This is a genomic window from Klebsiella sp. M041 (assembly GCF_059759695.1).
Map to the genome: position 1 here is coordinate 1 of NZ_JCAXWU010000031.1, position 20,216 is coordinate 20,216.

Sequence of the window (20,216 nt, forward strand, 5' to 3'; positions counted from 1 at the left end):
CCCCACATATCCCCATTGGGCTGGGCGCACATTCTACTGACTGGCGAATATCTTTGGCCCAAGGAACCGAAAGCTTAGGGTGTCATTTCGCCCTCAGCCGGAACCGACCCCTATTACACCCTCCCGGCGGCTGGACTGCTGGTCGCCTGGATACCCCTGTCAACCGCCAGCTACGGCATGGCCGGAGTGGGCATGCTCACCGCCAGCTGGCTGCTTTGTCGCGCACAGCATGCACAGGAACGGCTGGGATACGGGGTGCTGTGGGCCCTCATGGTGTTGCTGATGAATATGCATGACGTGAGTGAATCAGTGGCCGGGCTGGCGATTGCGCTGCTGACGCTGATGGTGTGCTCATCTGCCGGAGAACGTGTGAAACGCTTCTGGCCGCGGCAGTTCTTCGTGATGTTCTATGCGGTGCACCTGGCGGTACTCGGTATTGTCGTCACGATGTAAAAAAAAACCGGACACAGGTCCGGGGGGCGGGCACATTGCCCGTAAACGTGACAAAGGGGACATCATCGTTGTGTCCACTGCATTGCGAGGTGAAACGATGATACCGTTAGCGTATCGTATAGCACAGACCTGTAGCTTTTATTGATATGGCCCCTTATGAGTGAAGAAAAACGCCCTGTACTGAGCCTGAAACGAAAACCGGCGGAGAACAGTACGGCCCCCGCAGAGGCAACCCCTGCTCCTGGTGTGGTGCGCCGAAAGAAGGTCGTGGTGGTCTCGTCCCCGCCGGCCTGGAAGGCAAAAAAAGAGAAACTTGAGAAGGTTAAACAAGCGGCCGAAGCCGCCGCGCGCAACGCTGCGCCGGTGCCGGTTAAAGCGGTAAAGACGCCACCTCCGGTGCGTTATCTTCGCCTGCTGCCGCCGGAACAGGCCATTATGACGCTGAAGGCATTCTGGCCACAGCTGTTCGACGGAAACTCACCCCGTCTGCTGGCAACGGGCATGCGCGAACAGCTGTTTGCCGACATTGTGAACCGTGACCTGCCGCTGTCGCATAAACAGGTGATTAAGTGCCTGAAGAGTCTGACCCGGTCTGCGGGCTATCTGTCCCGGATGAAGGAGGGTGCCGCCCGCTATGATCTGCAGGGGAACGCCGTCGCGACCGTCACTGCAGGGGAAGCGCAGTACGCCAGCGAGCGCATGATGAAAGAACTCCTGCGAACTGAGCGTATGCGGAGCCAGTCAGCTGGCTGAATACAATCGAGGAGAGGAAATGGATTTTGAAGCGCGGAAACAAAAGGCGCTGGCGATAATGGCCAGCTGTAAGATGTGGAAAAGCAATTATGCACCGCTTCTGATACGACTGTTGTGGCGGCTGGGGATAAACATTCCCCCGCTGCCGTTTGCTCCGTTCTGGCAGGTTTTTGGCGTGATGGCAGGCTCTTTCTCCGTCGGATACGGACTGTGGATGTACTGGATGGTGTGGCGGGCCCAGGGGATGCCACCCCTGTTCGCTTGCAAAATCAGTCTTATTGCGGGCGTGTTATTTGGCCTGACGATGGCACTGTTTCATCTGTGGCGCCGAAAGGTGAATAAATTACCTGACTGGAAAGATTTATAACGGAATCAGAAGAACGCCGGAAACAGGACTTACCCTGGCTGAATGGCATGAATTTCCGCGCTATGCACTTGCGTGCATACTCATGCATGCCGTAAAAACAGCCCCTGCGCGTTTCTGGCGGGTTTTCGGTGTTTTGCCAGTTTCCCGTCAGAAACGCCCTGAGGCCGTTCTGGCGGTGCTTACAATTAAGGGATTATGGTAAATGGTGACTTGGTTAATCATAAACATCCTGGGGGATGGCATACACCAGCTGGATATCCGGTGCATCGTTGAGCCATCGACCTGATTTTTTCATCAGGTAGCCACCAATTTCTTCGGTAGTCAGCCGAGCATGAAACAATGCTTCATCATTGAACCAGCAGTCAGGGTGATAGATGAGATCCAGTGGGTTTGCCCTGAAATTAATCTCCAGTAACTGGAGTGCATAGCTGTGGTCAGATGCACTACCTTCTGCTTTGCGTATGAAGTTGATAACGTCGTTCAGTTCTGTCCATGTAAAGTCATCAAGGTATTTTTCCTGATTAAGCGCCATCCTGGTGAAATCTAGTGCACTTGTCCAGGATGAAAAATCACGAAAATCAGAGAACCCGCAGGGTATGACGACCTGTGCATTCCAGTCTGCCATCATCTGTTTTAGTTCTTCATTGTTTTCGTCCATCCCGTTATCGATGTGATCGAGAATGCCATTCAGCTGACTGACCAGTTCTTTCATCTGTTTACGGGTGACCCGTGCGGGTTTCATTCGCTCAGGTAATGGCATCAGAAATACTCTCTTTTTTATCGTGCACTCGGGGGAACTAAGTAATCTATCGGGCTATGAATCAGAGCTCAAATCGTTTTTTTCTTTCTGATGATCCGCATTCTGCCTCGGGTCCGTAAGCGTACAGCGAGAACCGTATTGACGGGGATGTGTTATTCAGTTGGCAGTGTGATGCGCCAGGGTAGCAGCTCGCTGACCCGGTTGACTGGCCAGTCAGCTATGACGTCAAGGACATGGCGAAGGTAGCTTTCTGGATCCACGCCGTTCAGTTTGCACGTCCCGATCAGACTGTACAGCAACGCTCCCCGCTCACCACCGTGGTCTGAGCCGAAGAACAACCAGTTTTTACGACCCAGACTGACCATCCGCAGCGCATTTTCAGCGATGTTATTATCGGCTTCGGCCCAGCCGTCGTCAGTATAGTAAGCCAGCGCCGGCCACTGGTTCAGGGTGTACGTGAACGCCTTTGCCAGCTCCGAGTGTCGCGACAGCGTTTTCATTTTTTCACGCAACCAGCTTTCCAGGGTACTAAGCAGCGGTTTCGTTTTCCGCTGACGTTCAGCAAGCCGTTGTTCCGCCAGCATTCCTCTTATTTCCGCCTCCACGGCATACAGTTCGCCGATACGCTTCAGGGCTTCCTCCGTCAGGGCTGACGGCGTGCGAACGTGCACATCGTGGATTTTACGGCGGGCGTGAGCCCAGCAGGCGGCTTCCGTTATCCGGCCATCGCGGTACAGCTCGTTGAACCCGGCGTACGCATCCGCCTGTAGCACACCGCTGAACCCCGCAAGATGGGTCTGCGGATGGATGCCTTTTCTGTCGGGGCTGTAGGCGAACCACACCGCCGGTGCCAGCGCTGACCCGGCGTTGCGGTCATCACGAACATACGTCCACAACCGCCCGGTCTTCGTCTTCTTATTGCCCGGCAACAGCACCTGGACCGGGGTATCATCGGCATGGAGTTTACCGTCAGTCAGGACATAGTCCTGAAGCGCCTCCTCCAGCGGGGACAGCAGCCGGCAGCATGCATCCACCCAGCCCGACAGCAGTGAACGGCTCAGTTCCACGCCCTGGCGACCGTATATTTCAGACTGACGATACAGCGGTGTGTGCTCTGCATACTTTGAGGTCAGCACGCGGGCCATCAGCCCCGGTCCGGCGATACCCCGCTCAATGGGGCGCGAAGGCGCGGGGGCCTGCACGATGGCATCACATTTTGTGCAGGCATGTTTTTCCCGTACGGTCCGGATCACCCGGAAGGCGCTGCGCATCAGCTCCAGCTGTTCAGCGGCATCCTCACCCAGGTAACTCAGCGCACCACCACACTCCGGGCAGCAGGAACCCGCTGGCCGCAGGCGTTTTTCATCGCGGGGGAGTGATTCGGGGAACGGTTTGCGGGTGCGGGTCTGACGCAGAGTGCGCTGTACTGCCGGGTCATCCACCCGACCGGTCAGCGTATCGCTCTCTTTCTGAAGCCGGTTCAGATCGGCTTCCATTTGTGCGATACGGCGGGAGACTTTTTCGGAACGGCTGCCGAAGTTCATCCGGCGAAGTTTATCCAGCTGCGCCTGCAGATGGTCTATTTCGCGCTCCCGGTCTGCCAGCTTTTCCAGCAGGGCACGGTTCAGCGCTTCCTGTTTGGCAAGGCGCTGTTTCAGCAGAAGGATATCGTCAGAAGAGATGTCATTCATAAGCCAGCATTTTACCAGGCTTATTCTGCGACAACCAGGATAAAGAAGCCTACAGCATGGTCAGGGAGGTCAGCAACCGCTTCGGCTGTCGCCAGTCGATGCCTTCCAGCAGCATTGCCAGCTGCGCCGGGGTCAGGAACACTTTGCCATCGCGAGCTGACGGCCAGGCGAAGCGCCCGCGCTCCAGCCGTTTGGTCAGCAGGCACAGCCCGTCGCCGGTGGACCACAGAAGTTTAACCTGACTGCCGCTGCGGCCCCGGAAGATGAAGACATGGCCGGACATCGGTTCGTCTTTCAGCGCCGTCTGCACTTTTGCAGCCAGCCCGTTGAAGCCGTTTCTCATATCGGTAATACCGGCAACCAGCCAGATTTTGGTGCCTGTTGGTAGCGGGATCATCGCTTCAGTTCCTGTATCAGCAGAGTCAGAAGCTTTTCGCTGACAGTGCCGTTGAGGCGGAGTGTCCCGTGCCGGAACGTTACCTCACAGCAGATGCTGAGCTCTGAGTCCTCAGCGGGCGGTTCTGGTTGTACGGCGGTGGCATCGAGAGTCACAGGAAGTAACTGAGGACTCTCAGAGGAAGGTAATAGCAGCTTTCCCTCGCGCCACTGCTGGCGCCATTTAAAGAGCAGATTGGCATTAATGCCATTTTCAAGCGCCAGTTTTGAGATGGATATCCCGGGTTCGCAGGAGGCAGCAACGAGTTGCTGTTTAAACTCAGGAGAATAATTAGGGCAGCCTTTACGCCTGCCGGGAGTCATATTTTTCTGCATATCTGACACTTTGGTTCCCACTACTTATTTGGTGGACACCACTTTGTCGGATGCTTCAGATTATGACCAGACGGTTCACGCTGTACGCTTACGCCCAGGCTGCATTAGCGTCCGCAGAACAAGCCGCCGCTGCGGCAGAAAAAAACGACAGGCTGATGCAGCAGCGAAAGCCGCTGAGGAGGCCAGAGCCATTGCTGAAAAAGCAAAAGCGCTGCAGGCCTGTTGTACAGCCGCAGATAAACTGAAATCTTCAGAGATTCAGGCTGTCAGGGGTATCCCGGCTACAGCGGCACCTTTTGCTATTCCTCTGACCTGGTCAACTGCGTCACGTGGAGGTTTTACTCTGTCGGCTGATGCTGCGGCCAGCCTGGGAGCTTTCATCAGCGAGGCTCTGGCGACGTTAAGTGTCGCTGTGGTGGCTAACCCAGTAGCATTAACCATTGCCGGTCTTGTGTTATCGAAATCAGTTGGCGTCGGTAGTGATATGGTGCCCGGTCGGGATATCAGTTCGATGATGCCTGGCGATGCGTTTGGTCTGCCTGATACCGCGGCATTGAATAAAGCAGCAGATCAGAAAACATCTGTCAGTATGCCGGTTCGTGGCCGTCTGGTTATGAATGATAGCGGCATTCTGGATGTTCAGCTGGTCAAAACCAATACTGCCGGTGCCGTGAAGGTCGCTCGTGCAGTACTGGATAAGGAAACCGGCTACTGGGGCTATACTCTTCCCGCTGTCGCAGATGTACCGGCGCAAACTATTTTTGTCAGCCCGGCTGACGCACTTGGTGCAAATGGACCACTGACGCTAAGCGGGCCGGTACCACTACCGGAGCGTATTCTGCATACCGGTGATCAGATTTCGGCGCCACAGGCTACAGATAAAACCGTGACGCCGGTAGCGGATGACCTCGATTTTGACGATATTATTCTGGTGTTTCCACCGGAGTCCGGCCTAAAACCGCTGTATGTGATGTACCGTAGCCCTCGTAACATGCCCGGTACAGTAAGCGGCAAAAGGCAGAACGTTGGCAATAACTGGATGGGGGGGGCCAGTACCGGGGATGGTGCTCCTGTTCCTTCCCAGATTGCGGATAAATTACGCGGGAAGACTTTCGGTAGTTTTGATTCTTCCCGTCGGGCGTTCTGGAAAGCGGTTGCTGACGATTCTGCACTAAGCAAGCAATTTAGTGAAGCTGATATTAATCAGATGAAAGCTGGAAGGGCACCTACTGCGGACTTTTTAGAATCAGTAGGGAAACGTGTTAAAATTGAATTACACCACGAAAAAGAAATATCTCAAGGAGGGGCTGTTATGGATGTCGATAACATTAAGGCGCTAACACCTAAAAATCATATTGAGACACATAAAGGAAAATAAAATGGCTGGTAATAAAATTTCAGATTTTACGGAAGAAGAATTTACTGCTTTTGTTAGTAAAATAATCGCTGCTGATTTTCCAACTGACAAAGAGAACGATGATGCTATTTATTCGTTCGCCCAACTAACAGAGCATCCTGCTGGTTGGAACCTCATCTTTAAGCCTAAGGTAGGCGAAGATTCTTCGGCGAAAGGAATTGTTAAAACCGTAAAGGAATGGCGAGCTGCTAACGGTAAGCCAGGTTTTAAAAATCGTGATTGGATGTGCGGGTTCAGGTGATGAATCCGCACATTTTTAACTCTGGATTTGAAGAATAATTACTAGATATCCATTATTTTTTCCTGTCTCCAAACTGACCCCATGATGGATGGCTTCTGGGCTCTGTCCACGATACCGGCGACGGACCCGTCTGCTACTGGTTTCGGCATACCACAAAATCCTGACGCCTCCGCATGGCGTCGTTGTCCAACGCCGGGAACGGGGAAAAGCCAGTTTTCCCCGCTCCCGGCGTTTCTTAAACACCCGTTAAGGAAATACTGTGAAAAAAATGAACCGTACACTCCACAAATGTTGTCTGTCGGGACTTATCAGCCTGGCTTTGTGTGCACCTGTTCCGGCCGTGTATGCCGCCAGCATCGAGACGGGATATTCTCCGGAAGGAACGGCTCTGCAGTTGGTCCTGAAGACTATTGATTCTGCGCAGCAGGAAATCCGACTGATGGGGTATTCCTTTACCTCGCCTGAAGTCGCCGGTGCGCTTGTCAGGGCAAAGCGGCGTGGTGTCGATGTGAAAGTGGTTCTGGACTGGAAAGCCAATACTGGCAAGCAAAACCAGGCGAGCCTGGCGGCCATGAATCTTCTGGTCAATGCCGGCATCCCGGTTCGCACAGTGTCGCAGTACAAAATCATGCACGACAAAGTCATCATTGCCGACGGCCGCAATATTGAAGTCGGGTCTTTTAACTACACCCGCGCCGCTGATCGGGTCAATTCAGAGAACGTGCTTGTCGTATGGGATGATCCAGTCGTTGCTCAACGCTATCTGCAGCACTGGTTGACTCGCTGGTCGCAGGGTACGGACTGGAAACGGGCTTATTAATGCTCCTCAGACATAAAACGAGCATCAATACGGTTTACTTACGTCCATGCTAAAGCGCCTGGTCCGCCCGTCGCTCGTATCTTATCTCTTAAGCCTTGCCCCTGAAGGTACTCACTTTTAGTTCAGGATGGGGCTACTCTCCCACTCTCTTAAAAGAGGACATAGGCATCTCATTCAGTTGAAATTTGTACGCCAATACAAATTACAATTTTAGAAAGGATCTCTTGCAAATTGAAAGTAAGTTATTGATTTGCAGGATCTGAGAGTTCTGTAGTATCCTCCGTTCCGAAGACATTTCTGAGGTGTCAGGAGAGCGATAAATGTCACGTTCAGCAGATAAAACCACTTCCTCTACGAATGCAAAACGTGCATACCGGAAAGGTAAGCCAATGTCTGCCAGTGAGAGGCAGCTTGCTGCAATTGCGCGGAAACGCGAAACTCATAAAGAAGTTAAGGTTTTTGTTAAAAACCCACTAAAGGACGTGATGATAGCGGTTTGTGAGGAAGAAGGTCTGACACAAGCCCAGTTTATCGAGAAACTCCTCGAGCGAGAGCTTACAGAACGTGGTCTTATAGATGTAAAGACTTCACATTCTTGATCATGTTTTTATTGAGTGCTAGATTGTTGATGGTCTGAATAATTTTGGGTGTGCCACGCCCTAAGGTGGCAGGGAACTGGTTCTGATGAGGTATCTACCCGGGACCAGAAAAGCAAAAACCCCGATAATCTTCTTCAATCTTGGCGGAAGGAAAAGATTAACGGGGCCTTCATAAACTGCATAGAACGTGTTGCTCTATGCGGGGAGTATATGTACATGCTCAGAAAACTTCAAGATCAGTTTCTGTGTCATTCGCTCCTTCCGTGCAACATAAGCGCAGGAAGCGGTGACTGATATCCTTCAAAACCACTATTCACAGGTTAAAAACCCGAATCCGGTATTCACGCCGCGTGAAGGGAAAAAGACCCTGCCGTTCTGCCGTAAGCTGATGGCGAAAGCCGAAGGCTTCACGTCCCGTTTTGATTTTTCCATTCATGTGGCGTTTTTGCGTTCGCTGGGTAAGCGGCACAGGATGCCACCCCTGTTGCGCCGGCGTGCAATTGACGCGCTACTGCAGGCAATGTGTTTTCACTATGATCCGCTGGCCAATCGCGTGCAGCGCTCGATTACCAATATGGCCATCGAGTGTGGACTGGCCACCGAGTCCAGGAGCGGCAACCTGTCAGTCAGCCGTGCCACCCGGGCGCTGAAGTTTCTGGCCGAGCTGGGGCTCATCACCTATCAGACTGAATATGACCCGCAGATCGGCTGTAACATCCCGACCGATATCACCTTCACCCCGGCTCCGTTTTCCGCGCTTGACGTTTCTGAGGTGGCTGTGGTGGCCGCGCGCCGCAGCCGTGTGGAGTGGGAAAACCTGCAGCGCAAAAAGCAGAAACTGAAACCCCTGGAGATGGACGAACTGATCGCAAAAGCGTGGCGGTTTGTGCGTGAGCGTTTTCGCAGCTATCAGGCTGAGCGTAAATTCCACGGCCGTAAGCGGGATACTGCACGGCGGGATGCATCACGGCAGCGTCATGACATCGAGACGCGCGTGCGTCAGCAACTGACCCGCGAATACGCCACCGGCCGCTTCATGGGCGATAAAGAAGCGCTGAAGCGTGAGGTTGAGCGCCGTGTGCAGGAGCGCATGCTGCTGTCGCGCGGGAACAACTACACGCGACTGGCCACTGTCCCCCTATAACATTCCTTCCTTAAAAAATCCGGCCGGCGCCGGAGGCTTTCGCACGCCTGTTGGCCGGCTACTACGTATTATCTTATCTTCAGGCCTGCATTCCTCACCATAATTCCGGTCTTCCTGGCGTCAACGAGGCCTTAAATGTTATCGCCGGCGTCACTTCTGACGGCCGATTTCTGTTATCCACATATAACTGCAAGGGAGTATTTCATTAGGCTACAACCGTGACACGCACAAAGCACATGCCGTCGGGCTTTCAGGGCGCGTGGTTCCTTTTAAACACCAGCTCTGTATCTCTTTTAAAGATCCTTTAATAAATCCTGTAAACACATAACCTGTTCATCGCCTGCCCTGTGGACAGGCTGCGGAGAATGCCCGCCCTTGCAGCGACCTGACGGTCGCGCCGGTTCGGCAACACCTGAGAGAGCTCCCATCGCTTCGCGACGGGCCCTGACCGGAGAATACATTAGTTACAGCATTCATAAGGAAGTTCATCACAAAACCGGCGCCGGTTTGCCGGCCAGGTGCCCCTCCCCACCACTGAAAAGCGCCGCCGCCCCCGGCCGAAGGCCGGGAGTAGTGTCGCTTTTAATGATGGGTGTTGTAACTACTCTTCTTCATCGCTGAGAGTGGGGCTGCGGGCAGTTGTTTGGTACACGCTCGTAAGCGGCCCTCCGGCCCGCTAACGCGGAGATACGCCCCGACTGCGGCTGTCGCCTTGTCGGGACCACTCCGACCGCGTACAGCGGCGTCTGAGATGTTTTTCGCGGGTGTGGCTTTGCAGCTACCATGTTAAGTTCCCTGGTGTCGCTGAAATAGTTGATGAACATCCCCCTAAGCGTCAGCAGCAAGCTGCCGCCGCTAAGGCCCCGGAAATCACGCCCTTTACGTCGTAAACGCCGTAAAGCCCGCTCACCGGGGTTAAAAGGGATTACTTTTACTTCTTCATTGCTGTAAGCGGGTTAAGGCTAATCAGGGCAGGGGGTAGGGTGGCAGAGTCTATAGCCAGGTAACCGGCTACGCCGGGCTTTCGGCGCCATTTGACTCCACAGACACATGTAACCTCATCTGGCGCCTCCATGCCGCTGACGCGGCATCCAGAAGTTTCCCGATGCTGTAAGTCTTAACGTCTGCTTTGTGCCAGAAGCGGACACTGTTCACAATATCGAGTTAATTATTGGATATGTTGATCGCTCCCATTGAAAAATTTCACATTATCCAATATATCAATGTTGAGGCTTCCCTCTTACACCTCTAAAGGATAACTATCATGGGTCTTAAACCTGGTCCAAAACCAATTGCTAAATCGACAGGAAAACCGGATCAACGTCGACGTGATAATAAAGATACTCCTGGTAATACCCCGGGACTAAAGCCTAGTAAATCTACAGGGAAATAAAAAAATCAGGGTATATATGTCTTATTTATACCCTGATTACATATCCAGATTACTAAAGATGTTTCTGCAACCAGATGCGCGTACCTTCTGTTTCATACGCCTTTGCACCATACCCTTTCGCAAGAAGGGACTCTGGTAAATACTCGTCATATTTATCTAAGTACTTTTCTGGAACATCTGTGGCAAGATCAAATGCAGATGGCAAGCCTGACAACAGCATTTCTTTCAGCGCGTGCTGAACGGAAGCTACACTGGAGTTATCGATTTCTATAACGCCAGCAAATGAATTTGCTTTAAAACCACAACGTATGAGCAAGGCTGTAATCGTATTGACAACTTTATCCCCCATCCAGGGTATTACGTAACAGTGTTGTCCACTCGTAATAAAACACTCATTTTGAAGTTTAAAACGCTGAAAGTTACTACAGCCTTCCGCAAATAGGTTTCTGGCGGCAGTATCGGCATAATCTACTTTCTTGCTACCTATTGCTATGCGGTAATCACCTTCCCTATAGATAGCGAGCATTTCCTGACGAACGGCATCATGAACAGACATACCTCCCCCACTAAATTGTGGTGGCTGACCGCCTTTGGTTGCCTCTACATAGATAACTTTTTTCTCTGTCTCGATCTCTGTCACTTTCCAGCGCCGCCCACCGAAGATGATGTGTTGGTCTGGTAGCAGTGGGGAGTCCACAGGCACTGTTCCAAGGGTTCTGTTTCCGGTGATAATGCGGAACTCTTCTGGTGTATTGAACACGGCATAAAAAGTGTAATGGTTAGTCAGTTTCTCCCCCTCTGCCCCAACAACCATTTCGCCGCTAGCAAGTTGAGTGAGTAGGCCACATGCTCCCATATGTTTAAGCAGGCTTTTGAAATCGTTTAAATCTACATTTCTGAACGGCCCTGTCTGGCATAGTTGTGACCAGAGCTGGTCGGCACGAACTCCACCCCATTGTGCGGTAATTGCAAGAATCTGGTGTAGCAGCGTGGAGTAATGCATCTGCCGGGAATCGGCAGGCTCAAACCATTGTTTAGAGATCATCAACCTGATCATTGCCATCGACTGCACCAACTGGAGTCGTAGGTGATCAACGATACTGCTACTCACAGTAAGCTCATTTTCTGTAATTAGCATTCTGAGTACTGACGGGGAATCGCGTCGCCCAGAACGCCCCATTCGCTGGCGCAAACTGGAAACAGAATGCGGAGGCGTAACTTGGATAACCGATTTAACCTTACCGATATCAATTCCCAACTCAAGCGTCATTGTACAAACAGCTGTTGTGGGCAAATTTCCTTTCTGAAGACGAGATTCAAGCACCTCACGTAATTCCTTGGCAAGGGAACCATGGTGGGGGAAAAATTCATTCGGAACAATTTGTTCCTCACACATGTCGCTCAGCGTTGCCGCAATGCTTTCAGTGCGTTTTCGGCTGTTTGCAAAGACCAAATGAGAATCGCCACGGCAAAGTCTAAAAATGTCAGCGCAAACGTCATGTTCAGCTGAACTCTGAAGTTCTTCCTCATTTTGGATCACTCGCTCCAGGTACCCTTTGACCTGTACCTGAAGAGTGGCCATGCTATTACTATCTGTAACAGTTACGCAGGGGAGTCGTTTGTCCGGGCGCAACATTTCGGGCACTTTCTCCAGTTCCCCCAGCGTGGCACTCAACGCAACGCGGGGAATTGGATTTACCTGGCATCCTAGCACATGGTCAATTCTATTGAGCAGAGAAAGCAGCTGTACACCACGCTCTGAACCAATAAAAGCATGAAACTCATCAATAACGATGTATGCGACTGAAGAAAACGCCTGTTTGAGCCAGCCCATTGAATTTATGAGCAAAGACTCAAGTGACTCAGGTGTAATCAGTAAAATGCCAGCAGGGTTCGTCCGAGCCTTCTTCTTTTTGCTTTGTGGTACATCCCCGTGCCAGGGAGTCACTGGCATTTCCAATGCATCTCCAAGGCTCCCAAGACGACGGTACTGATCGTTAATCAATGCCTTCAACGGACTGATATAGACGATGCCAAATCCATTCGTGAGATCTGCAACTGCCGAACAGGCAGGAAGAAAGAAAGCCTCTGTTTTACCCGCTGCTGTACCTGCACTGATTAGCACGTCTCGATCACGGGCTAAAATTGCCGGGATAGAACTCTCCTGCAAGGGCCTTAATGTCGACCACCCCTGCTTGTAAACCCACTTACGGACGCGGGGATCGAGGCTATCGTAGGCACTGCTCATAGTTTGAAGTTCGCCAGTCCGTCGTCGTCATCGCTTTCCTCCGTAGTGGTGTCATCCATATCGCTGGGCCGGTCCTCTTCAATCGCCACACCCTCGATTAGTGTTTGCCAGTTCATCGTTCTGTTTTGTTCCAGCACGACCAGCATGTCCAGGAAACCTTTTATGGTATTACGGGGGGTACGGAAGTAAGCGTCTCCAATGGTTTTACTACAGTGATGCAGGAATCCAGTCAGTGCCTCATCTGGTACCAGATAATTCTCTGGATCTCCACCGGCATAAACATGACGAAGATTTCTCAGCAAAATATACAGTTCCTCAGGGGTGAGGCTGGCAAGATGCAAAGTGGGGGATGAGTAGTCAATCACTCCTGCTTTTTGCGCGAACCGGTTTTCCGCCAGACGCGACTGGAGCGCCTCATAGCTGTAAAGACCTTTACGCGGATCGAAAAGAAACTCTGGCGTACCCCCGAGGATAAAACCAATGTTCTCGGCTGAGCCTTGCAGGCAGTCATTCAGGATCCGCAAAATCTGTTCGTAGTTCGCTGTTCTTGCTTGCGTATTATTCAGCTTCAAGAGGTTCACCATTTCGTCGAGGCTGACCAAAAGACCGGCATAGCCTGCCTGGCGGACAAAAAGGCTCATCAGCTTCAAAGAATCATAGAATGATGCGTCTGAGATAATAGTCCGAACGTCGAGATCGTGACGGGCATCAGTTTTAGTAGTGTACTCTCCACGCAACCAGCGAATGGCATTGGATTTTAGCGTTTCGTTATCCTGCTCATGCCCCCGCCAGAATGCATCAATGACCTTCGCAAAGTCATATCCACCGACCATATCTGATAGTGCTGCCAGGCGTTTATGAATAACTGATGAAACCTCGGAGCCGTCTGTGTCAGCTTCCTTCCTTGCCTCCGTAACGAACCTTTCAACAACGCTAAGTAACGCATTACCATCCGGCTTGTTTCTGGTGGACATGTTTTTCATGAGCTCAGAATAAAGATTACGAGCCTGACCTCCCGATGAGTGAATACGTCTGTCAGGAGAAAGGTCAGCACTGACTGACACCAACTTCTTCTCCAGCGCAATAGAGCGCACAACACTCAGAAAGAACGTTTTACCAGAACCATATTCACCGATGATAAGTCTGAAGCTTGCACCACCGTCAGCAATCCTCTCAATATCCTGATGGAGAGCGGTGATCTCATTCACGCGGCCAACCTGGATATGCTGAATGCCTATCCTTGGCGTTACACCTGACTTAAGTGACTGAATAATAGCGTCGCGTTCTTTCACTCTTATACGTGTTACAGACATTCACTATCCCTCTAATTCTTTGGCAATTTCCAGGTCAACCCAGATATCATCATCGGCATCGTCCAGTACTGGAGCATCAACCACCGCATAGGACCAGTCATTGATCACCTCAAGCGCACCGCCGAGCATCAAATTCAAATTTCCGCACAATTCTGTCGCCTCTTTTCGGGACCACTGTTCTTTCTCCAGCAAACTGCGATAAAGCTGGCTATGTGCGGAGTCAAGTCCCCCCGCCTCCGTTGATGAGGCTGGAGCGCTTTCTGGCTCTTCCGGTTCTTCTTCGGTGAAAATTGTGTTCAGCAATTTACGAACATCATCCGTGGCAGATTCGTGGCGGGCAAGTACATTAGCATCCAGTGTGAACCCTGCTGCTGGCTGATCAGTTGGTACAGACGAGACGAGATCATGTTCAGTTGCGGAATGCTGATGGATATTGCTCGAGACAGATGAGGGATCCAGCCCCAAACTTGAATAAATCTTCTCAAGCTGTTTGATTTCGGCAGGCGCTATTGTCCCATCCGAACAGGCAACACTAACGATAACCTTACCCACAGCAGCTTTTTCCGCGGCCCCCATCAACTCAATCCTACTTTTCATTCCTGTCATATTGGCTGGGGTATGAAGTTGCCACGTTAAATACGCATGTAGAGAGCGTTTTTCATCATCGGTGAAGCCAGGATTGTTGTTGATGGCATTCTCAAGCACTTTCTGTTCAGCTTGATCAAGAGAATCGTCAATCAAGGCGACCATCGCCCCTAATCTGAGCGTCATTACGGCTGAGATAAATTCAGGAGAAGGTGAGAAGCGTCCACCTTCGGCGGCAGGGAATAGAACAAGTGTCCCATCAACATCCGCCTTCACATGGTGATAATACGGGTCAGGTGCCAGACCGTAACCCATCTTCAGAGCAAAGGCCTGCATCAAATCGGCCTCTTTTTTATTGATCTTATTGGGGCAACTGGCATTCATATGTGCCCAAAAGTCAGCAACTGAGACTAACCCCTCCTTGACGAGGATCGCCTCATCAGCCCAGCGTTTGAATGAGCTTAATATTTTTTCTGCGCTTTCATTAACTATCTCTGAAGGGAGCAGCATAATTGCAGCCGTATCATTGACTGACGTACCTTTCCTACCAAGGTAGCGACTATAAGCATCAAGTTCATCTGTACATATATCGGCAAGAGCCATAATTTTCTGGACAGGGCTCTTCAACGCACTTGGATCAGGCAGGTCGGGAACAGGAAGTCGAACACCTCGCAAACTAGGACTTGCTGGTGTGTAATCTAACCTTAGGCGCGTTTTATTCGCCTTAACGACCATCCCTTCACCATATTTGAGGGTGTAACGCCGTTTGAAAAGTGCAGCAAACTCTTTAGCACAGCGGCGAGCCGGGGTACGCAGCGAATACTCGGTGTGGTTTATTACCCAGTTCAACGCCAGTTCTGCTGATACAGGAACTCCTTCATGTACAGTTTTTGCAAGAGCCAGCTTAAATTGCATGCTGTTGCTGAAACCTGAATTGCTATCGAGCTCAGTGGCTAAGCCCATGTTCGGGCGCAGAATAGACATGGCTTCGAGTAATTGGGTCGAATATCCACGGAAGGAGCGGTTCTCAATGAATATCGATCTTAACCGAGCGACTTCATTGAACAGATTACGGAACTCAGCATCAGGGAATTTTGGGTCAGTGGAATCTACGAGCGCTTTTCTTTCCAGGCCGTAGAGGTAGATAAAAACATAGCCGATAGGACACGATGGATCAGACCTATCGCTGGCAAGCCAACTGACATACGCACCGCGTGCTTCTGGGGAAAGAGAGGAAAAACTGGGCCAGTATCCTAATGAACTGTCCTCGTAAAGATAAGAAGTAGGTTTTATCTTACATGTGTCATCAATTAATGATGCCTCACTTCCATCGTCATAATAGCCGCCTGATTCCTGACCGGAGGGCTTCATACGTTGCCCCACGTAAATGTGGCCACCGCTAATTGCTACACCAGCTACAGTTATCATCTCACCCGGAAGTACCCATCGAGCTAGTGCACCTGCTGACTTTGAGGTGTTGCGGTAATGATTGGTTGTCACCCGAAGTTCAACACCCCGGCCACCGCTCAATGTAAAAGTTGCAAGGTTATCGTCTTCACTATCATCGTTTCGCACAACCGCCTCTTTTTTCTTGATGTCAGCGAGCCATTCTTTTGGCGGTGCTTTCACGGGGTCTGAAGCATAAGACTTTGGAGATTTACGTTTTTTCTTTCTAAAAAACAACAAGTAAATGACAAAAATCGCCGCCAAAAACTTCAATAACTCCATGATATATAACCTTAAAATCATTCTTCACGCATATTTACAAGCAGTGATGAAGGCAGGGCAAGTGGATTAATCTCAAAATAATACTTCTAAATTGCGAGGGTTAAAAGCAAATCACAATTAAAATTAACCCAATGATTTAAATGATAAAAATCATTTAATAATGTGTTTAACCAGCAGTGAAATTTTAAGGTGTTAAAACCTGTTAGGCGATTCGTCTCTAAATGATGTTGTACTACTGCTACGTTAACATGCGAGCAAATGTACTGCGGATGCACATCTGACCACTGTATGATGATACTTACCTATTCGCTGAGAATCTCGGCAACTTTATGGCAGGGAAGCTTTTAGAGACTATACCGTCTCAAATTTCCGTTTATCGCTCTCAGCAGACCTTCAGCATCCTAAGCTTGTCTGCTGTAGGCCGGGAGCGGTCATTTATACGTAGTAGCTCAATGACTGCTTCGTACATAAAGCTGTCATTGGACTTTCTGACCTTACAAGGTAATCTGGCTTGCAAGGAAGCCGACCTTGCGGGACCGGTATAACGCACTGTTATATGCCATAGGAGGACTAGTGGAAACGACAGACATTGTTCGAAAACTTTTTGACGGTGTTGTTCCTGAGAGAGCATCAGAGATTGAATCTATCGCTAACGATTATGATGCCCAGTTCCGACTGATTGCTGACCGCGAAGGATTTAACTTAGATGCTGGAGGGTTCTCCGCAATCCAGTACACCAGCAGATCAATGCGTCAAATGTGGCTTTTCGGTTATGCGGGAAGGCAGGCGTTACATTGTTATTCTTCGTTGATCGTATTGTTCAAATCATTCGGTACCACTCTCGACATAAACGAAATCAACAAGATTCCAGATCAGGCAGCAGAAGATGAAGCCTTCAAGTCGATACTTGATGCAGTGAAAGACCTGAGCACTGCATTTCATGAAGACGACTTTGAATGGCCAGTGGCTATTCCTGATCCTGAGAAGGGTAGGCCGTCAGATTCAGAGCGCGCTGCAGTATATGATCTCACGTGCATGGCTACGGCATATGTATTTTTACATGAACTGAAGCACGTAATTTTCTCAGCTGAAGGAAATGCACCGGAAGACCCGAAGGACGAAGAATATCTGTGTGATCAGTTCGCTAAAGATATGATGATATCCAAGATCGATCAGTACGCCGCAAGCAGTGGGTATCCCCCGGAAAAGGTTAGGATGAAGCGTATGATGGGGATCGCTCTAGCATCCGCCTTTATCCTTTTCGCAACAGGAAGAAACCGCCTCGCGGGTTCAGAGACTCATCCTCCCATTTACGGGCGTTGGTCGGCGACTGTGCAAGATGTCAATTTACCGGAAGATGACTGGTTCTGGCTGTATTTTTCCTCATTCGCCCTTGCGTTGCTGAAATATCATTCACTAACCATTCAGCCGAAGATCGTAAAGGATTATAAATCGCTATGCTTTGACCTAATCGCAGATCTTGAAAATGGCATATAACAAGGTAATCAAATTCGGTCGCCGGACGCTCATTCCTCGCGCCGTTTATTGCGGGAGTTACTGAGCGGCAGCTTCTGGCACAAAAATGAAATAGAATCTTCTATCACTGAATGACCGCTCTTTGTCTGAAGCAGACCACCGCCTGCGCGGTGGCGACCGTCTGCTTTTCGCTCATAACGGACTGCGCTCACTTATTGCAGTGAGCGTTACCTTGTGTTTAATGCCAGCCTGGTATAGTCAGGTTGACAGTACCGGTTTCAGGTCTTCGTCATTAAAAACGGTTCCGGTCTTCAGGACGCCATAACACCAGTGCACCAGTTTCCGCATCAGCGCGCCAATGGCCACCATTTTAGGTTTACCCCGCAGGCACATCTCATCGTAAATATTACGCATTCGCTTATTGTAGATTTTTCCGCACAGGGCGGACATGTAAAGCTTCGCTCTCAACTGAGGGGGGCCGATTTTCGACATCCGCGGCCGGCGCCGGACCGATGTGCCTGAGCGTTTCTCGATCGGCACCACGCCCAGAAAGGCGGCAGCCTGCTCAGCCGATACAAAGTTATGGCTGCGAAGCACGATCAGCATATGCATCCCCAACTGGGGACCAACCGATTTAATTGAGGTCAGCAGTGTATAATCACGCCTCAGTGCAGGGCTGGCTTTGATATGTGCTTTTATCTGCCGCTCGATATTACTTATCTCCTCGCGCAGAAGCTGCGCCATACGCCTGCAGGAACTGATAATATCTGCAGGTGTGTCTGTCGACAGGTATTTTTCCAGTCTGTTCTCCTCACGCAGGGCATCACCCAGCAGAACATCCCGCCGTCGCAGGAGTGCACCGAGATATCTGATTTCGGGTGCCGGCGGCTCCCAGCGGTGTGGCTTCTTAAGGAATGCGTAACAGGCCAGCATATACGCATCCACCTTATCCGTTTTTGTCATGATTCCCATGCCACGCGCAAACTCCCGACTACGGTGAGGGTTGGCCAGAGAAACCCGGAAACCGGCATCATGTAATTCAGTGGCCAGCTGTTCGTGATAAACACCGGTAGCTTCCATTACCACATGAACATCTTCCGGACTGCAATGTTGAAGCCTGAGCCAGCGAAGAATATTTTCAACTGAATGTCTGTTATTCTGGATGTTACGGGTTTTTATGCGTCCTTTGATACCGTCATAAAGCATGCAAAGATCCAGGGTGTTTTTACTTACGTCAATGCCGACTGGAAACATGGTCAAACTCCTCTCACATAAACCGTCACGCCTGTTCGCCTTGTACATACGGAGTCGAGCTCCCGGTAACCGTTCAACCTGATGTGCTGGCGTGAAAGGTGAAGCGGAGGGCCATGTGCTGCAAATCAAGGTTCAGCGGTGCCGACTTTTCTGACCTTAAGGGAAGGGGGCGGCTCACTCTGCTTCAGTGGTGGTAGCTAATCACCACAAACTGTTAGATACAAGGGAGGGGGTCGGTGAGGCAGAACCTGTCAACACAGTAGCCGGCTGCGCCGGGCAACGGCGCCACTCACTATCAGAGTTGTACTCAACTGCTGCTGGCGCCTCCATGCCGCAAAGCGGCATTCAGAGAACTTGCTCGTCAGTCCAGGCTGTGTTTTCAATTCAGGGTGAACGGTTCCGAATCCTTTCTGCTTCCGGTTAAGATACATTCAGGTTCTCGAAAAATAAGGGAAAACGTTCGTAGTGAATCTGAAGGAAAAATCGGCCCATCTGGCGTGGTGCGAGCTGGTTGCGCTGGCATTAGGTAGGAAGAACGGCGATATAGTGTCGCCAGTACAGTAAAATCTCTTTCTCACCAGGTGGCTGGCGACGGCGCTGAAGCAACGTCGCTTTTCGTGTGAGATTACCCCCGACATCGAGTGGCTTCTGAAACTGCTGTGTCTCATTGAACGTGAGCCTGCACTGATTAATACATTGCGCGGTATTCTCGCTTGAACAAAACCAGCCCCTTCGCGCTGACGGGCCTGGTTTTGTTCTTCGGTGTACAGTACACCGTCTGACGACGGATTGCCTCCCTTTACCTCGGTGCATAGCCCTCTTCCGCCAGTGTTTTCATATGAATGGACTAGGAAATAAATTATGCTGACTCATTATTTCTGGCCATAAAGGTTCTGGCAGTGCCATCTTTCGGGTCAACAAAGGTAATATCTTCAGGATCACGACGAGGGCTGGCCAATGACAGAAATATTACGGGTTCTTCAAGAAGGGTTGGTAATGCATGGACAACATTACGCTCGAAAAAAAGCACGTGGCCGGGGGCAAATTCGGCTTCGTCACGAGGATCTTCCATCCAGAGCGTCCCCATGAATCCCTGAATAACCTGACGCCGGAGGATCACCTGCTGATGGCTGAAAAACCGGAACTCTCAAAAAGTGCGTGGAACTAAAACAGGTGTGCATTACTCCACCTCATGTTGAAGAG

General features: G+C 50.7%; 17 protein-coding genes and 6 pseudogenes. 14 read left to right on the forward strand and 9 right to left on the reverse strand.

What is annotated here, in order from left to right:
* Positions 1–111 precede the first annotated feature (111 nt).
* The 3 genes and pseudogenes from AC6CWS_RS24715 to AC6CWS_RS24725 form a co-directional block, all read left to right on the forward strand.
* Positions 112–453, forward strand: a pseudogene (locus AC6CWS_RS24715) (TraX family protein); the annotation flags it as partial.
* A 156-nt stretch (positions 454–609) separates the two neighbouring features.
* Entirely contained in the window at positions 610–1,206 is a 597-nt protein-coding gene (locus AC6CWS_RS24720; protein ID WP_004178053.1) for a fertility inhibition protein FinO, read from the forward strand.
* A 19-nt stretch (positions 1,207–1,225) separates the two neighbouring features.
* The gene (locus AC6CWS_RS24725; RefSeq protein WP_004152301.1) at positions 1,226–1,573 is read left to right on the forward strand and encodes a DUF6404 family protein; all 348 of its coding nucleotides are present in this window, start codon (positions 1,226–1,228) and stop codon (positions 1,571–1,573) included.
* A gap of 214 nt (positions 1,574–1,787) precedes the next feature.
* Here AC6CWS_RS24725 and AC6CWS_RS24730 read toward each other — a convergent pair whose 3' ends face one another.
* The 4 genes from AC6CWS_RS24730 to tnpA all read right to left on the reverse strand — a co-directional run bounded on the left by AC6CWS_RS24730 (position 1,788) and on the right by tnpA (position 4,795).
* Positions 1,788–2,333 carry a hypothetical protein gene (locus AC6CWS_RS24730; RefSeq protein ID WP_004206763.1) on the reverse strand — a complete coding sequence of 182 codons (546 nt, stop codon included), beginning with the start codon at positions 2,331–2,333 and terminating at the stop codon, positions 1,788–1,790.
* 152 nt (positions 2,334–2,485) lie between these two features.
* Complete coding sequence (gene tnpC, locus AC6CWS_RS24735) at positions 2,486–4,024, reverse strand: IS66 family transposase (RefSeq protein WP_048272254.1); 1,539 nt, start codon at positions 4,022–4,024, stop codon at positions 2,486–2,488.
* Between the two features lie 49 nt (positions 4,025–4,073).
* The gene (gene tnpB, locus AC6CWS_RS24740) at positions 4,074–4,421 is read right to left on the reverse strand and encodes an IS66 family insertion sequence element accessory protein TnpB (RefSeq protein ID WP_004114612.1); all 348 of its coding nucleotides are present in this window, start codon (positions 4,419–4,421) and stop codon (positions 4,074–4,076) included.
* The gene (tnpA, locus tag AC6CWS_RS24745; protein ID WP_004114613.1) at positions 4,418–4,795 is read right to left on the reverse strand and encodes an IS66-like element accessory protein TnpA; all 378 of its coding nucleotides are present in this window, start codon (positions 4,793–4,795) and stop codon (positions 4,418–4,420) included. Before tnpA ends, tnpB begins: the two co-directional genes overlap by 4 nt.
* A 92-nt stretch (positions 4,796–4,887) precedes the next feature.
* On the opposite strand from tnpA, the pseudogene AC6CWS_RS24750 reads away from it, so the two are divergent.
* From AC6CWS_RS24750 to AC6CWS_RS24785, 8 genes and pseudogenes are all read left to right on the forward strand, one after another.
* A pseudogene (locus AC6CWS_RS24750) lies at positions 4,888–6,173 on the forward strand (klebicin B-related nuclease bacteriocin); the annotation flags it as partial.
* A 1-nt stretch (position 6,174) separates the two neighbouring features.
* On the forward strand, positions 6,175–6,453 hold the full coding sequence (locus tag AC6CWS_RS24755; RefSeq protein ID WP_004152296.1) for a bacteriocin immunity protein: 279 nt from the start codon (positions 6,175–6,177) through the stop codon (positions 6,451–6,453).
* 83 nt (positions 6,454–6,536) lie between these two features.
* A pseudogene (locus tag AC6CWS_RS24760) lies at positions 6,537–6,617 on the forward strand (hypothetical protein); the annotation flags it as partial.
* Positions 6,618–6,721: 104 nt separating this feature from the next.
* On the forward strand, positions 6,722–7,273 hold the full coding sequence (locus AC6CWS_RS24765) for a phospholipase D family nuclease (protein WP_004152294.1): 552 nt from the start codon (positions 6,722–6,724) through the stop codon (positions 7,271–7,273).
* Positions 7,274–7,593: 320 nt separating this feature from the next.
* Positions 7,594–7,872, forward strand: coding sequence for a replication regulatory protein RepA (locus AC6CWS_RS24770; RefSeq protein WP_004199332.1), 279 nt, complete (start codon positions 7,594–7,596; stop codon positions 7,870–7,872).
* 216 nt (positions 7,873–8,088) lie between these two features.
* Positions 8,089–8,166 carry a RepA leader peptide Tap gene (gene tap / locus AC6CWS_RS24775; protein ID WP_004171457.1) on the forward strand — a complete coding sequence of 26 codons (78 nt, stop codon included), beginning with the start codon at positions 8,089–8,091 and terminating at the stop codon, positions 8,164–8,166.
* The gene (repA, locus tag AC6CWS_RS24780) at positions 8,159–9,016 is read left to right on the forward strand and encodes an incFII family plasmid replication initiator RepA (protein WP_498256452.1); all 858 of its coding nucleotides are present in this window, start codon (positions 8,159–8,161) and stop codon (positions 9,014–9,016) included. The genes tap and repA overlap by 8 nt, the downstream gene beginning before the upstream one ends.
* 518 nt (positions 9,017–9,534) lie before the next feature.
* A pseudogene (locus AC6CWS_RS24785) lies at positions 9,535–9,806 on the forward strand (replication-associated protein RepA4).
* A 655-nt stretch (positions 9,807–10,461) separates the two neighbouring features.
* On the opposite strand, the gene AC6CWS_RS24790 reads toward AC6CWS_RS24785, so the two are convergent.
* The 3 genes from AC6CWS_RS24790 to AC6CWS_RS24800 are packed head-to-tail and all read right to left on the reverse strand — an operon-like array spanning position 10,462 to position 16,283.
* The gene (locus AC6CWS_RS24790) at positions 10,462–12,657 is read right to left on the reverse strand and encodes a DEAD/DEAH box helicase (protein ID WP_000093087.1); all 2,196 of its coding nucleotides are present in this window, start codon (positions 12,655–12,657) and stop codon (positions 10,462–10,464) included.
* The gene (locus AC6CWS_RS24795) at positions 12,654–13,970 is read right to left on the reverse strand and encodes an ATP-binding protein (RefSeq protein ID WP_023316417.1); all 1,317 of its coding nucleotides are present in this window, start codon (positions 13,968–13,970) and stop codon (positions 12,654–12,656) included. Before AC6CWS_RS24795 ends, AC6CWS_RS24790 begins: the two co-directional genes overlap by 4 nt.
* Positions 13,971–13,973: 3 nt before the next feature.
* Positions 13,974–16,283 carry a tellurite resistance TerB family protein gene (locus tag AC6CWS_RS24800; RefSeq protein WP_000421673.1) on the reverse strand — a complete coding sequence of 770 codons (2,310 nt, stop codon included), beginning with the start codon at positions 16,281–16,283 and terminating at the stop codon, positions 13,974–13,976.
* A gap of 573 nt (positions 16,284–16,856) precedes the next feature.
* Here AC6CWS_RS24800 and AC6CWS_RS24805 point away from each other — a divergent pair.
* Positions 16,857–17,780: a phage exclusion protein Lit family protein gene (locus AC6CWS_RS24805; RefSeq protein WP_023316418.1), complete on the forward strand. Its 924-nt coding sequence runs from the start codon at positions 16,857–16,859 to the stop codon at positions 17,778–17,780.
* A gap of 237 nt (positions 17,781–18,017) precedes the next feature.
* On the opposite strand, the gene AC6CWS_RS24810 is transcribed toward AC6CWS_RS24805, so the two are convergent.
* Positions 18,018–19,013, reverse strand: coding sequence for an IS110 family RNA-guided transposase (locus AC6CWS_RS24810; protein ID WP_032731913.1), 996 nt, complete (start codon positions 19,011–19,013; stop codon positions 18,018–18,020).
* Positions 19,014–19,478: 465 nt separating this feature from the next.
* Between AC6CWS_RS24810 and AC6CWS_RS24815 the strand changes: the two are divergent.
* Positions 19,479–19,667: pseudogene (locus AC6CWS_RS24815) on the forward strand (DUF2913 family protein); the annotation flags it as partial.
* A 205-nt stretch (positions 19,668–19,872) separates the two neighbouring features.
* On the opposite strand, the gene AC6CWS_RS24820 reads toward AC6CWS_RS24815, so the two are convergent.
* A complete protein-coding gene (locus AC6CWS_RS24820) occupies positions 19,873–20,085 on the reverse strand; it encodes a hypothetical protein (RefSeq protein ID WP_161989521.1) in 213 nt (70 codons plus the stop codon).
* Between AC6CWS_RS24820 and AC6CWS_RS24825 the strand changes: the two are divergent.
* Positions 20,080–20,181, forward strand: a pseudogene (locus AC6CWS_RS24825) (integrase); the annotation flags it as partial. The gene AC6CWS_RS24820 and the pseudogene AC6CWS_RS24825 overlap by 6 nt on opposite strands.
* Positions 20,182–20,216 lie beyond the last annotated feature (35 nt).